General features: G+C 44.3%; 10 protein-coding genes and 1 pseudogene. 6 read left to right on the forward strand and 5 right to left on the reverse strand.

Annotation, left to right across the window (positions count from 1 at the left end; all coding sequences use genetic code 11):
- The first annotated feature begins 20 nt into the window (after nucleotides 1-20).
- Both UQW94_RS10945 and deoD read left to right on the forward strand, forming a co-directional pair.
- A complete protein-coding gene (locus UQW94_RS10945; protein ID WP_005386434.1) occupies nucleotides 21-1241 on the forward strand; it encodes a phosphopentomutase in 1221 nt (406 codons plus the stop codon).
- Nucleotides 1242-1384: 143 nt separating this feature from the next.
- Nucleotides 1385-2104, forward strand: a complete 720-nt coding sequence (gene deoD / locus UQW94_RS10950) for a purine-nucleoside phosphorylase (protein WP_005380140.1) — start codon at nucleotides 1385-1387, stop codon at nucleotides 2102-2104.
- Between the two features lie 95 nt (nucleotides 2105-2199).
- Here deoD and UQW94_RS10955 read toward each other — a convergent pair whose 3' ends face one another.
- Nucleotides 2200-2805 (reverse strand): YtjB family periplasmic protein, encoded by a 606-nt coding sequence (locus tag UQW94_RS10955; RefSeq protein ID WP_005391677.1) that lies wholly within the window; start codon nucleotides 2803-2805, stop codon nucleotides 2200-2202.
- A 91-nt stretch (nucleotides 2806-2896) separates the two neighbouring features.
- Here UQW94_RS10955 and serB point away from each other — a divergent pair, with 91 nt between their 5' ends.
- The gene (gene serB / locus UQW94_RS10960) at nucleotides 2897-3877 is read left to right on the forward strand and encodes a phosphoserine phosphatase (RefSeq protein WP_005386439.1); all 981 of its coding nucleotides are present in this window, start codon (nucleotides 2897-2899) and stop codon (nucleotides 3875-3877) included.
- Nucleotides 3878-3940: 63 nt separating this feature from the next.
- On the opposite strand, the gene UQW94_RS10965 is transcribed toward serB, so the two are convergent.
- Nucleotides 3941-6289 (reverse strand): PilZ domain-containing protein, encoded by a 2349-nt coding sequence (locus tag UQW94_RS10965; protein WP_322142234.1) that lies wholly within the window; start codon nucleotides 6287-6289, stop codon nucleotides 3941-3943.
- A gap of 136 nt (nucleotides 6290-6425) precedes the next feature.
- On the opposite strand from UQW94_RS10965, the gene radA reads away from it, so the two are divergent.
- The gene (radA, locus tag UQW94_RS10970; RefSeq protein ID WP_322142235.1) at nucleotides 6426-7805 is read left to right on the forward strand and encodes a DNA repair protein RadA; all 1380 of its coding nucleotides are present in this window, start codon (nucleotides 6426-6428) and stop codon (nucleotides 7803-7805) included.
- Between the two features lie 215 nt (nucleotides 7806-8020).
- The gene (gene fusA / locus UQW94_RS10975; RefSeq protein WP_005386444.1) at nucleotides 8021-10111 is read left to right on the forward strand and encodes an elongation factor G; all 2091 of its coding nucleotides are present in this window, start codon (nucleotides 8021-8023) and stop codon (nucleotides 10109-10111) included.
- Nucleotides 10112-10229: 118 nt separating this feature from the next.
- Here fusA and UQW94_RS10980 read toward each other — a convergent pair.
- A pseudogene (locus UQW94_RS10980) lies at nucleotides 10230-11178 on the reverse strand (LysR substrate-binding domain-containing protein).
- Between the two features lie 106 nt (nucleotides 11179-11284).
- On the opposite strand from UQW94_RS10980, the gene UQW94_RS10985 reads away from it, so the two are divergent.
- Nucleotides 11285-11485, forward strand: coding sequence for a DUF1127 domain-containing protein (locus UQW94_RS10985; protein ID WP_225496715.1), 201 nt, complete (start codon nucleotides 11285-11287; stop codon nucleotides 11483-11485).
- 68 nt (nucleotides 11486-11553) lie between these two features.
- Here UQW94_RS10985 and UQW94_RS10990 read toward each other — a convergent pair whose 3' ends face one another.
- On the reverse strand, nucleotides 11554-13245 hold the full coding sequence (locus UQW94_RS10990; RefSeq protein ID WP_031779037.1) for an AMP-binding protein: 1692 nt from the start codon (nucleotides 13243-13245) through the stop codon (nucleotides 11554-11556).
- Nucleotides 13246-13393: 148 nt separating this feature from the next.
- Nucleotides 13394-14119, reverse strand: coding sequence for a helix-turn-helix domain-containing protein (locus tag UQW94_RS10995; protein WP_130545037.1), 726 nt, complete (start codon nucleotides 14117-14119; stop codon nucleotides 13394-13396).
- Between the last annotated feature and the right edge of the window lie 235 nt (nucleotides 14120-14354).

The raw sequence follows: 14354 nt of genomic DNA on the forward strand, positions 1-14354 counted from the left end.
GTGGGCCTAAGGAACGAGCAATGAAAAGAGCATTTATTTTAGTACTAGACTCATTCGGTATCGGTGCAACTGCCGATGCTAAAGAATTTGGTGATGTAGGTTCAGACACACTAGGTCACATCGCTGACCAATGTGAAAAAGGCTTAGCAGATAACGACAATCGCCAAGGTGCACTTCGCCTTCCAAATCTATCGAAACTTGGTTTGGCAATGGCGCATAAAGAATCGACAGGTCGCTTCGCACCTGGACTAGACGCAGACGCTGAAATTATTGGTGCATACGGTCATGCAGCAGAGCTTTCTTCAGGTAAAGACACGCCGTCTGGTCACTGGGAAATCGCAGGTGTTCCTGTTCTGTTTGACTGGGGTTACTTCACTGACAAAGCAAACAGCTTCCCGAAAGAATTGACTGACCGCATTCTTGAGCGTGCAGGTCTTGACGGTTTCCTGGGTAACTGCCACGCATCTGGTACTCAAGTTCTTGACGATCTTGGTGAAGAGCACATGAAGACTGGCAAACCAATCTTCTACACTTCTGCTGACTCTGTATTCCAAATCGCATGTCACGAAGAGACTTTCGGTCTAGACCGTCTACTAGAGCTTTGCCAAATCGCACGTGAAGAGCTAGAAGATTACAACATTGGTCGTGTTATCGCGCGTCCATTTGTTGGTGCTGGTAAAGGTCAATTTGAGCGTACCGGTAACCGTCGTGACCTTTCTGTTGAGCCACCATCAGCAACGGTTCTACAGAAACTTGTTGAAGAGAAGCAAGGCAACGTGGTTTCTATTGGTAAGATTGCTGATATCTACGCAAACTGCGGTATCACTAAGAAAGTGAAAGCGACAGGTATCCCTGCATTGTTCGAAGCAACGCTAGAGCAAATCAAAGAAGCGGGCGACAACACGATCGTATTCACTAACTTTGTAGACTTCGACTCAGCTTACGGTCACCGTCGTGACGTAGCGGGTTACGCAGCGGCACTTGAGTACTTCGATGGTCGTATCAACGAAGTGCTAGAGATTATGGAAGAAGACGATGTGCTTATCCTAACGGCAGACCACGGCTGTGACCCAACATGGCCAGGCACTGACCATACTCGTGAGCACATCCCAGTATTGGTTTATGGTCAAAAAGTACCAGCTGGTTCTCTTGGCCGCCGCGAAACATTCGCAGATATCGGTCAAACATTGGCAAGTTACTTCGGTACTTCTCCAATGGATTACGGTAAGAACTTCCTATAATTAGTTAGGTTTTTGAAAACTAGGAGCTTGATTGCTCCTAGTTTTATGTTTGCAGTATGTAAATGCTGCTTGTCGGAAATGATAATACTCTGGCTTATATCGCCTTAAGCGCGGAGCGCTAGAGAAAGGTTAAGGAAAAGAAAATGGCAACTCCACATATCAATGCTGAAATGGGTGCATTTGCAGACGTCGTACTGATGCCTGGCGATCCACTACGTGCCAAATACATCGCAGAGACTTTCCTTGAAGATGTCGTTCAAGTGTGTGACGTTCGTAATATGTTTGGTTACACAGGCACATACAAAGGCCGTAAGATCTCGGTAATGGGCCACGGTATGGGTATCCCATCATGCTCGATTTACGCAACTGAACTAATCAAAGACTTCGGCGTGAAGAAAATCATCCGTGTTGGCAGCTGTGGCGCAGTGAATGAAGACATCAAAGTGCGTGATGTTGTGATCGGCATGGGTGCATGTACTGACTCTAAAGTGAACCGTATCCGCTTTAAAGGTCATGACTTCGCGGCAATCGCAGACTACAACATGGTTCGTGCGGCAGAAGACGCTGCAAAAGCTCGCGGTATTGACGTTAAAGTTGGTAACCTATTCTCAGCAGAGCTTTTCTACACGCCAGATCCAGAAATGTTCGATGTAATGGACAAGTACGGCATTGTTGGTGTTGAAATGGAAGCTGCTGGTATTTACGGTGTTGCGGCAGAATACGGTGCAAAAGCTCTGACAATCTGTACGGTTTCTGATCATATCAAGACTGGCGAACAGACTACATCTGACGAGCGTCAAACGACATTCAACGACATGATGCTAATCGCACTAGATTCAGTATTGCTTGGTGACGAAGAGTAAGCGACGAAGAGTCATTCTATTTTTCGCTCTCAAGAGCTAAAAAAACAGCCCGCACATTGCGGGCTGTTTTTATATGAGTTGTTAGCGCTACCTAGTTACTTGGTTAGCAGCAGGTTTGGCGCTTTTTTACGACGTATCGGTTGTCGACGTAAAATCAAGATGAACAACATACCACAGACAAAGCTCATTAAGACCATCATGTACATATAACGATCGCTCTTGCGATAGTGGTGGTCAGAAATAGCCGTCACCCGGCCCGTCTCAAAGGTCACGCGAACAAAACCGATAAGCGCACCATCTGCAAAAACTGGTTCAACCAACTGCTGGCGACCAATGGAAGCTGTTGCCAAAGGCGTATCTAGGCCAAGAACTTCGCGTACCGATAATGCCTCTTCACTAGACGCTAAACGTACACCCTGTGCATCGTAGATTGTTGCATCAAACACTAAACGGTCTTGTGCTAGTTGGTTTGTTAGCTGAAGTAATCGTTCTTGATCTTTAGTTAAAATCATCTCACTGGCAGAAAGAGACGCCTGTGAAATCAAAACTTTGGTGAGTGTTTCAAGCTGTTGTGCTTGAATTTTCTCATTACCCTTACTGATCACAACACTGTTTTTTATTGTGATAAACAACATCACACACAGTAGGATTAGTGCCAGAATTCTTAGGGCATTCCTTACTGAGAACAAAGATTCACTCATGCTCTTTACTCATCCATTTAAAATAAAACAAAGACTTGCCTTTTTAGTTTGTTGAGGTAACGTTTTAGCAAAGTCATAAGGGATTATATACATGGACGCGTCAAAAAGCTTGCCTATCAGAAAACATACGACACTTTTAAAACGATTACCCGAGACTCGATTTGCCTCCCAATTAGATAAAGCAAAAGCAAACTGGATCGTATTTGCTGAGTACCTTTCGCCAAGTCACTTCGAAGACATTGATTTCTTCACCGGCTTTTACAACCCGATACTAGAAACGTGGAAAGTTGGCCAATATGAAGTAGCCCTGATGGCCGGAGAATTAACTCCTCAACATGAAACGATCTTACAAAGTCTCAACCTAGATTACGCCTCGCTTAATGAAGTGCCCGATCTATCAACCCAAGGGTTGATTGTATTTGATATGGATTCAACGGCGATCCAGATAGAGTGTATTGATGAAATCGCGAAACTGGCAGGAGTAGGGGATGAGGTCGCTGAAGTCACTGAACGTGCCATGCAAGGTGAGCTGGATTTTGAGCAAAGTTTACGTCAGCGAGTTGGTAAGCTCAAAGGTGCCGATGAATCAATTCTTGAACAAGTTCGTTCCCAGTTACCATTCATGCCGGACTTTGAAGCGCTAATTGCGACGTTGAAAGCCTTGGGCTGGAAAACAGCGATTGCTTCCGGTGGTTTTACTTACTTCTCTGATTACATCAAAGATAAAGTCGACTTAGATTTTGCTCGCTCCAATCAATTAGAAATTATTGACGGCAAACTCACGGGTAACGTACTTGGTGATGTGGTAACGGCGCAGATGAAGTCTGACATTCTAGTGGAACTGGCGGATGAATATGAAATTGAGCAGCACAACACGGTTGCTGTCGGTGATGGCGCTAATGATCTTGTGATGATGTCGGTGGCAGGATTAGGGATTGCGTATCACGCAAAACCAAAAGTGGAAGCTCAAGCGCAATCAGCGATTCGCTTTGCAGGGTTGGGCGGTGTGCTCTGTATTTTATCTGGCGCATTGGTGAAGCAGCAAAAGGTCAGCTGGAAAGCTAAACCTTAACCATCCATTCAAAAACACCGCCAGAAAGGCGGTGTTTTTTTTCAATTTGGTATGACTTTGAATTTACTCGGTTAACTCCAATCTAATTACTACCTCTTCAGTAATGTCTTCAAATTCACTGTAACCAACGAGCGCCGTCAACTCTTTTTCTAACTTGCTTGCTTGATGTACACCAAATTGGGTTAAGTCACTTAAATCTTGTTGCAGTAATGATGTCATCGGATCGAAAATTGGCGCAGTAGAAAGGCGAATCACGTAAAAGTCACCCATCATTCGCGCTTTCTTTATAAATTGAATCCGCTCTTTTACGCTGTTGAACTCTTGATGAAGCTTTGACTCAATGCCTGTAATTTTATTGCCTACTTTTGCGGCGCTTATGTAGATATCCTGATGTCTGGCTTGAGCACCTTCTACACGTTTTATTGGCTCTGCGATTAATGTGCTTGTCCGGCCTTTAAAGATAGGTTCAAGTGACAACAGTTGGTCATGCCCAAGACGGGCAAAAAGCTCAATGTGTTTAGGTAGCGGCAAGTTCACCCCGATAACGGGGGTTTTTATTGAAGATGACGTACTCTTACTGATAAAAATGGGCGTGCTCAGCGTACGCGAGAGCAACATGCAATGCAGCCTTTCAAGTAGAGCATTACTTGGTAGCGTCTCTTTTTGCGGGATTAGCTTGTCTTGATTGTGCTCGATAATGCTGTTGAAAAAAGCGATTACCTTCATGGTTTGGCTGCTTTCATCAATAACTAGCTGCACGCTACAACCGTCTGGGCTTACACGAATTACTCGGTATGGCACCGACATTAACGGCAATTTTTTATCGTAGAGTTGTAATTCTCGAAAGTTGATTCTCACCTCTTGCCCAGAACGTAACATCGTGGGCTCACTTAGCCTAATTCCGAGTCCTCGTTTGGAAAGGTCAACAGTACTGCCGCCTGTTTTAGTCTGTCCTGAGTACAACTCTAAAGGTGTTTTAAAACGATAACGAGGCTCTTTTCGACGAGACTTTGCATCAAAATAAATGCCCTTTGGATTGCCGATAACTCTTCTCGGATGGCGAAACGCGTTTAATGTATTAGCGGGTAAGCGCGGCTTTTCAGTTAGCAGGTAATCCTGCCCTGACTTTTCGTCAGCAATTTCTTGCAAAATACCAATATGAGTCAGTGATTGAGACGTTTCTGCCAACTCTGGAGAGAATGCTGCTAGGTCTTCCTGTTCTTGCTCTGATAGTTCAAAGATTGAAATTCTAAAGGCGCGCCAACTCTCTCGTTTGCCACCTAAATGCCAAAATAGCTGGCGCTGTTCGCGAGTTGCTTCTGGGCGAAACATCGAATAGAAATAGGTTCGATTCTCGTGCTCGTGAGTAAATGAATAAAGGACATTGGTTGTTCCTTTAACACCAGGCTTAATGAGTGACGCGATGCGTTGCTCGTTGAATAAGGAACCAAACATTTGCTGGTTTCTCTCATCGTGCCAGTATTGCCAAAGCTTTTGATTGTTTGGCGTTAACATTGCTAATTTTAGGTCACTACCATCAAAGAATAGAGGCAAGCTGCTGGTGTGCTTTAGTGCGATGTGCTCATAACCGCGAGTTCGAGCTCGAATAATCTTGTCTTGATTGTCGTGACGAGCCCTTTTAACAGCACTGTTGAGCGCTTCATCTATCACTCTGGTGACGACATTGGTATCAGTTAAGCGTATGGTTCTGAGGTATCGAACTGAGTCATTTTCGTAACAGTCATCAACCGCGAGTATGCGGTATGCAAGCGGTTTCTCTATACCTGCAACGTTAGATTTGCTGGCAAATTCAGTAAACGTGACCTGAATAATTTCCCCAAGGTTATATTTAAATGCGCTCGGGACTTTGAACTTTGCGCCAGAGCTAGATAAATCAATGCTTAATCCATGAAGAAGCTGTCCTTTAGAACGGCAAATTTCAACTTGAGATTGGACTTTCAAGCGTTTTTCTTGGCGCTTTAAATCGTAGCCTAGGTGAACGGGTTCTGCTAAGAACTGGCTTTTAGGATCCGTTAACGATTGCGTTTTTTGCTGAGTAAGGCGCTTGCTCATTACGCGAAAGTTATTTCGCGTGTTGACCAATGCTTCCCACATTCCTTCCGTGTAGCAGCCAAACTTTTTGATGTTTTTATGGTAAGCGTTGAAAGCAACATCATCCAACCAATGTGGAATACCATCCAAAATATACTCGCGACATTCGCCTTGAACGCGACCTCGCAAATCAATGCTTTTTTTGCATGGAGCCATTAAGCGGTTAAGTTCCATTTTAACCAAAATTTTGGCCGAAGGCGGCTCTTCCTCGGTCAGTTGGCCAAGGACAAAGTCAAAGTCATTCGTACCGTAAACGGGAATGAGTCGTTCTGCGAGCGAGAGAATTTCAGATTGCTGCATTATTTCTGTTAGAGTATGTCGTTACTTTAAATTGTATCGGCTAAGCGAAGTAATACTTAAGTATATCAATAGTTCATTTCAGTTCAGGTCTGACTTGGCTGTGCTTAGTCACATTTGTAGAAAAAATTGAGGCATCATGGCGAAAGCAAAACGAGCGTATGTTTGTAATGATTGTGGCGCGGACTTTCCCCGTTGGCAGGGGCAGTGTAACGCATGTGGTGCATGGAATACGATAACAGAAGTACGTATCGCTGCATCGCCAACCGTTGCTCGCAATGAACGCTTAAGCGGCTACGCTGGTTCCGCAACAGAAGCTACGGTTCAAACGCTATCCGAAATTGATCTGCAAGAAGTACCTCGCTTCACCAGTGGGTTTAAAGAGCTTGACCGCGTGTTGGGTGGTGGTGTTGTGCCAGGTGCCGCAATTTTGATTGGCGGTAACCCTGGCGCAGGTAAATCAACCCTTCTGTTGCAAACCATGTGTAGTTTATCTGCGCAAATGCCAACGCTTTACGTAACCGGTGAAGAGTCGTTACAGCAGGTGGCAATGCGTGCTTCCCGATTGGGCTTGCCGAAAGATCATTTAAAAATGCTATCGGAAACGAACGTCGACAAAATTTGCCAAATCGCCGAAAAAGAGCAGCCTCGTATAATGGTAATAGACTCGATTCAGGTGATGCACGTTTCTGATGTTCAATCGTCGCCTGGCAGTGTTGCTCAGGTACGTGAATCTGCGACGGCTCTGACACGATACGCAAAACAGAATAATGTTGCGGTATTTATTGTTGGTCACGTAACAAAAGATGGTACCCTTGCGGGCCCCAAAGTTCTTGAACACATTATCGACTGTTCGGTACTACTCGATGGTGGAACGGATAGCCGATTCCGCACTTTGCGTAGTCATAAAAACCGTTTTGGTGCTGTGAATGAGCTTGGTGTCTTTGCAATGACAGGCCAAGGATTGAAGGAAGTGAGTAACCCATCAGCGATCTTCCTTTCTCGTGGTGAAGAAGAAACATCAGGCTCTTCAGTCATGGTGGTTTGGGAAGGCACGCGCCCTCTACTAGTAGAGATTCAAGCGCTGGTGGATTACTCGCAGTTAGCCAACCCTCGTCGTGTTGCGGTCGGCTTGGAGCAGAACCGCATATCACTTTTGCTCGCTGTGTTGCATAAGCATGGTGGCTTACAAATGGCAGACCAAGATGTCTTTGTTAATGTGGTTGGCGGTGTTAAGGTGACGGAGACGAGCGCTGATCTTGCTTTAGTTATGGCGCTTTTATCGAGTTTTCGTGACCGTCCACTCCCTAAAGATGTGGTGATTTTTGGTGAGGTAGGGCTTGCGGGCGAAATCCGTCCAGTGCCAAGTGGGCAAGAGCGTTTGAATGAAGCGTTCAAACATGGTTTCAAGAAAGCCATCGTGCCAGCAGCCAACATGCCGAAAGGTGGCATCCCTGGCATGCAAATTCACGGCGTTAAGAAATTGTCGGAAGCTATAGAGGCTTTTGACGAGCTGTAATGCTCATAAGAATGGTATTTGTGCAATCACAAACTGTTCTATCCGTCCTCAATAAAATGCGAATAAAGTACATAAATTGCTGTGTTTGACTATGCTTTGGGGACGGAAATTTCACGTTAAAATTTTTTTTCTTCCATCCGCACGCAAGGGTATCAGTATTGACAGAATGTGATATACTCTGCGCGCACTTTATACCTTATTAACAGAGTAAGACAATGACTGATTTATCAAAATACAGAAACATTGGTATTTTTGCTCACGTAGACGCGGGTAAAACTACCTCTACAGAGCGTATCCTAAAGCTAACTGGTAAGATCCATAAGATCGGTGACACTCACGACGGTTCAACTACTACTGACTTCATGGAGCAGGAAGCTGAGCGTGGTATCACAATCCAGTCTGCAGCAACAACTTGTTTCTGGAACGATCACCGTCTAAACATCATCGATACTCCTGGACACGTTGACTTCACTATCGAAGTTTACCGTTCTCTAAAAGTACTTGACGGTGGTATCGGTGTATTCTGTGGTTCTGGTGGTGTTGAGCCTCAGTCAGAAACTAACTGGCGTTACGCTGACGAATCACACGTATCACGTCTGATCTTCGTTAACAAACTAGACCGTATGGGCGCAGATTTCTACAAAGTTGTAGATCAAGTACAGAACGTACTAGGTGCTACACCTCTAGTTATGACTCTACCTATCGGTATCGAAGAAGATTTCGTAGGTGTTGTAGACGTACTAAGCCAACAAGCTTACGTATGGGATGAGTCTGGCCAACCAGAGAACTACGAAGTTCAAGATATTCCAGCAGACATGGTAGAAAAAGCTGCTGAATACCGTGAAATGCTAATCGAAACTGCTCTAGAGCAAGACGAAGATCTAATGATGGCTTACCTAGAAGAAGGCGAAGAGCCATCTCTAGAAGACATCAAACGTTGTATCCGTAAAGGTACTCGTGATCTAGCATTCTTCCCAACTTACTGTGGTTCAGCGTACAAGAACAAAGGTATCCAACTTATTCTTGACGCGGTAATTGATTACCTACCATCTCCAACAGAAGTTGATCCACAGCCTCTAACTGATTCAGAGACTGGTGAGCCAACTGGTGAAGTTGCGACTGTATCTGCAGACGAGCCACTACGTGCTCTTGCATTTAAGATCATGGATGACCGCTTCGGTGCTCTAACCTTTATCCGCATCTACTCTGGTAAGATGAAGAAAGGTGACACAATCCTTAACTCTGCAACTGGTAAAACAGAGCGTATCGGCCGTATGGTTGAGATGCACGCGGACGAGCGTAACGAGATCGATTCAGCACAAGCTGGTGACATCATCGCTGTAGTTGGTATGAAGAACGTTCAAACTGGTCACACTCTATGTGATCCTAAGCACGAATGTACTCTTGAGCCAATGATCTTCCCAGATCCAGTAATCTCTATCGCAGTTAAGCCTAAAGATAAAGGCGGTTCTGAGAAGATGGGTATCGCGATCGGTAAAATGGTTGCAGAAGATCCATCATTCCAAGTTGAGACTGATGAAGATTCAGGCGAAACTATCCTGAAAGGTATGGGTGAACTTCACCTAGACATCAAGGTAGATATCCTTAAGCGTACTTACGGCGTTGAGCTAGAAGTTGGTGCTCCACAGGTTGCTTACCGTGAAACTATCACTCAAGCAATCGAAGATAGCTACACGCACAAGAAACAGTCTGGTGGTTCTGGTCAGTTCGGTAAGATCGATTACCGCATCAAACCAGGTGAGCCAAACTCTGGCTTCACGTTCAAATCAACAGTTGTTGGTGGTAACGTACCTAAAGAATTCTGGCCTGCAGTTGAGAAAGGCTTTGCGTCAATGATGGAGCACGGTGTTCTAGCTGGCTTCCCTACTCTAGACGTTGAAGTTGAACTATTCGACGGTGGTTTCCACGCAGTTGACTCTTCAGCTATCGCTTACGAAATCGCAGCGAAAGGTGCATTCCGTCAGTCTATGCCTAAAGCTGGCGCGCAACTTCTTGAGCCAATCATGAAAGTTGACGTGTTCACTCCAGAAGATCACGTTGGTGACGTAATCGGTGACCTTAACCGTCGTCGTGGTATGATCAAAGACCAACAAGCAGCGTCTACTGGCGTACGTATCAAGGGTGATGTACCTCTATCAGAAATGTTTGGTTACATCGGTACTCTACGTACTATGACTTCTGGTCGTGGTCAGTTCTCTATGGAGTTCTCACACTACGCACCATGTCCAACAAACGTTGCAGAGCAAGTAATTGCTGACGTTAAAGAGCGTAACGCTAAGAAGTAATTCTTAAGTTAACTCTATAACTTGAAAGCCCCGCTTAGTGCGGGGCTTTTTGTATTTAGCAGTCTTATACGCAGAGCGTGTTTGTTTTATTCCTATTTAGCGTTTGTTTTGACGATTGTTATGATGCCGTTCTAGTACTGTTGCCTTTTAGGTCAATGGTCCTAAAGTCTGGTACCACTGACTTTTCAAATATTTCTATTTCTTCCTTCAACCATTGCGCAAACAATTGAGCTTTAGGTCTTTTTAAGTAGCCTTTTGGCGCACACAAGTAATACGCAAAGTTGGGCTTGATAGCGATATCTCCAATTCGGACCAATTTGCCAGAACGAAAATATTGATGAGCTAAACTGTGTTTTACTAATGCCACGCCTTGAAGTGATAGTGCAGCCTCAAGCACGAGATGTGATCCACTGTATTTTAAGGTAGGCTTTGCTGCGCAGTGACCCAAGGTTGCTAACCACATATTCCAATCAAGATCAGGCCAAACATCTTCAATCAGCTCAGCTTTGCTTAAATCCTCGATGTTATAGATCCCGTGCTCTTTCTGGTACACCGGATGACAAGCAGGATAAAAAGCTTCGTCCATCAGCCATTGTGATTCTAAATTGGGATATTTTCCTAAACCGTAACGAACACATAAATCTATCTGACTATCTTGAAAAGACACCAAATCATTGGTTGGTTCTAATAGCAAGGCGATATCAGGGTGACGCTGGCGAAAAGCCGTAATTTTCGGGACTAACCAATGATGAGCGAAAGAGGGGAGTGTTGATATCGAAAGGTGGTTCGGGTTTGGATCTCTGATTGACTAATCTAACCCCTTGCTGCAAATGAGCAAACCCTCTTTCTGCCTGACTAAACAGTAGCTCTCCCTCTGGTGTGAGCACGATTTTTCTGTGCTGACGAACAAATAGGTCCGTGCCTAAGAACTCTTCTAAATGACGAATTTGCTGACTAATGGCCGCTGGCGTAACAAACAGTTCTTTTGCTGCCGTTTTAAAGCTTCCTTCCTTTGCTGCAACGAAAAAGTAATACAAGCCCTGTAAGGGAGGCATTCGATCTTTCACATTAGTTTTCCTTAACTCTATGGCAGATTCTATCGTTTGAGGATATCAGCGTAGTCGCTGATTATTAAGTGGTCAACATTGTATAGGAATCTTTGAAATGGAAAACATGACACACACTTGTGAGCGTACTATACCTACTGCCCATCAGAGCGGGTTACAGTTAATTTATTCTAAACTGGCGGCTTGGAGAAGGAACTATAAGACACGTCGTCACTTGAGAGAGTTACCAAAGCACCTTTGGGACGATATTGGATTAGGTGAAAGGGAGATTAATTGTGAAGTGAGTAAGCCATTCTGGAGAGAGTAGTTTATGAGTTTGATTCAAGCTCAAAGTTAAGCTGCACTCCCCAATGGCGTTGAGGAGTGCAAGCAAAATTACAAGTCTTCTTCCCACACGACCAATTCATCTTTTGGCCAATTGTGGCCTATCTCATGATACTTTTGTTCGAGCACATGACGTTTAATTTTAAGTGTTGGCGTCAGTACGCCATTTTCTATACTCCAAGGTTCTTTAATCATTAACACGCCTTTGATTTGCTCATGAGAGGCGAGTTCTTGATTCATCCTGGCAATAACTTTACGTGTGGTACGTGCGTATCGCTCTCGATCAAAGTTAGGGAAGTCATGTGGCACAACCAAAAGAATCGGAGCGGGTAGCCCTAAACCGATGAGACACATCATCTCTACACGACTGTACTCGAAAAGCTTTTTCTCGATAGGAACCGGAGAGACAAATTTACCTTTGGCTGTTTTGAAGTTATCTTTTTTACGGCCTTGAATCGTTAGATAACCATCTGAGTCGATAGCGCCGATATCGCCTGTGTGTAGCCAGCCCTCTGAATCAAAAGACTCTTGGGTGGCAATGTCATTTTTGTAGTAGCCAGAAAATAGCCCTTTGCCACGCACCATGATTTCATCATCAGCTGCGATTTTTAACTCAATGCCTGGCCCTGCATTACCGACACTACCGATTTTGTCAGCTCTAAATGGGTAGTTGAGCGTGCTGTAGGCAAATGATTCCGTCATCCCCCAAGCCTCTGTGATATCAAGGCCCACTGAGTGGTACCATTCCAACAGCGCTGGCGAGACAGGTGCAGAGCCACAGCCTAATACTCGAGCCTGATCTAAACCTAGACCATCTGCTAGCTTTTTCTTGATCAAAGAATTGACGAATGGGATTTTCAACAGAATATTGAGCTTCTTCTGTGGAAGTTTGTCTTGAATACGTTGCTGGAATAGCGTCCATAACCGTGGGACGGAGATAAACAGAGTTGGTCGGTGCATCTTCACATCTTCGATAAAAGTGTCCAGTGACTCTGGAAATGCTGTTGGCACGCCACCCATAATCGATGAACCGAAGATATAAACACGCTCTGTAATATGAGCGAGCGGTAAATAAGAGAACAGTCGGTCGTTTTCTTGGATACCAATATGATTGATCAGTTGCTGAACAGACCAACTGAATGCGCCGTAAGTTAGCATCGCGCCTTTCGGTAACCCTGATGTGCCTGAGGTATACACCAACGACATTAGCTTGTCATCGTAATGCTGCGGACGCTCTTCACTTGGCACTGCATCAGCAATGAGCGCTTGGTATTCGTGCTTACACTTAGGTGCCGTGTCATAAGGTAGAGCGATGCTAATGAGTTCAGGCATAGCATCAATGACTTGCTGAGTTGCTTTGGGATCATCGAGTTTTCCGCCAATGATCGCTTTACTTTCACTATGAGTCACACAGTATTCGATGGTGTCTGCACCGGCGGTAGGAAAGATTGGCACACTGACATAGTCACCAAGCATCATAGCAAGATCGCAAATAAACCATTCTGCACAGTTTTTAGATACTAACGCGACTTTGTCGCCAGGCTTTACACCAAGCGAGCGTAGTGCGCTGACAAGTTTTAAGGCTTGATCTGCAACATCAGAGAATGTGTACTCAACAAACTGTCGGTTAATAATTTGTTTTAGGTAGACCTCATTTGGACGCTCTTGAGCCCATTTGAGGATCATTTCATTTGGTGGTGGGAGAGCGCAACCAGCAGCGCTATTTAGATTCGGCTGATTCATTTTAAGTGACTCCATGTCTTCTCATTGTATTTATAATTGTTAACGCATTGTTAACTTTAGCATGTTAAATCGCGACACGGGAATGCATTTTGATGAAATATGTGGGGAAGATAGCGTTAGTTGTTCTGACAGTTGCTACAAATAAAGCCTAAAACTGCTGTCGATAATTTGCTGGAGACAGACCTGTTTTTTTCTTAAAAATTCGAGAAAAGTAAGAAACGTCTCGATACCCGCACTGATAAGCAATGTAAGCAATTTTCATCGATTCATTTTCAATTAGCATTTTCTTAGCTAATGAAATGCGTTTCGCCGTGACATAATCACGAAAGCACATACCCACTTTACGGTGGAAAACTTTGGAAAAGTAGTTCGGCGAGTAATGACAAAGAGCGGCTGCTTCCTCTTCTCTTAGGTCCTTATGAACGTTATTGGCGATGTAATGGACTACGTCTGAAAAGTTTGACTTGCCGCTTCGAGAGAAAAGTTTATCTACCGAGATTTGTTCTTCGTCTACTTTACTATGCAAAAAGTATTTCAATTTTATTTGTGAAAGCCAGATAGGAAGAGTGAGCTCGTTCAACTTATAATATTCCGCACAAATATGCTTGGGCGGCAAGTGAGGAGCCGTATCTTTTGGAGATACGACGATTAGTTTTTTGTCGAGGTTTTTACAGAGCGTTATAACACCTTTCAAGTGCTCTTGATGATCACAGGTTATGTAGTAAAAGAAATAGCTATGTTCTTTATCGCTGAGGACTGAGATATCTTTACTGCAGTCCATAATGTCAAAGCACCCATCAAACTCACAACGAAATTGTTCCGGCAGCGAGCAAAGGGTCTCTCCTATCCAGTAAGCTTTGGTCTGTTTATCCATATGAATCCTGCTCAGTACGTACTACACCAATGTTAGTATGCATTGAGGTCAGTCGAGCCTCATTCCTTGAGCTTCAGACCTCACCCTTTCGTTTATTAAGCTTAGGCTTATATAGTCATACTGCAAGTGTGAAATGTGTCACATAGCTTACAGTAATGTGTCTTATTTATGATACATTTCGCCTCTGAAGCGCAGACAGGCAAGAAAGTACTAACCTTTGGCAAAAAAGTCCTAA

The organism is Vibrio sp. PBL-C16, from assembly GCF_034321865.1.
Taxonomy (GTDB): Bacteria; Pseudomonadota; Gammaproteobacteria; order Enterobacterales; family Vibrionaceae; genus Vibrio; species Vibrio alginolyticus.

Coding starts and splice junctions, on each gene's coding strand:
- UQW94_RS10945 (WP_005386434.1), top strand. CDS start 21: ATGAAAAGAGCATTTATTTTAGTACTAGACTCATTCGGTATCGGTGCA.
- deoD (WP_005380140.1), top strand. CDS start 1,385: ATGGCAACTCCACATATCAATGCTGAAATGGGTGCATTTGCAGACGTC.
- UQW94_RS10955 (WP_005391677.1), bottom strand. CDS start 2,805: ATGAGTGAATCTTTGTTCTCAGTAAGGAATGCCCTAAGAATTCTGGCA.
- serB (WP_005386439.1), top strand. CDS start 2,897: ATGGACGCGTCAAAAAGCTTGCCTATCAGAAAACATACGACACTTTTA.
- UQW94_RS10965 (WP_322142234.1), bottom strand. CDS start 6,289: ATGCAGCAATCTGAAATTCTCTCGCTCGCAGAACGACTCATTCCCGTT.
- radA (WP_322142235.1), top strand. CDS start 6,426: ATGGCGAAAGCAAAACGAGCGTATGTTTGTAATGATTGTGGCGCGGAC.
- fusA (WP_005386444.1), top strand. CDS start 8,021: ATGACTGATTTATCAAAATACAGAAACATTGGTATTTTTGCTCACGTA.
- UQW94_RS10985 (WP_225496715.1), top strand. CDS start 11,285: ATGACACACACTTGTGAGCGTACTATACCTACTGCCCATCAGAGCGGG.
- UQW94_RS10990 (WP_031779037.1), bottom strand. CDS start 13,245: ATGAATCAGCCGAATCTAAATAGCGCTGCTGGTTGCGCTCTCCCACCA.
- UQW94_RS10995 (WP_130545037.1), bottom strand. CDS start 14,119: ATGGATAAACAGACCAAAGCTTACTGGATAGGAGAGACCCTTTGCTCG.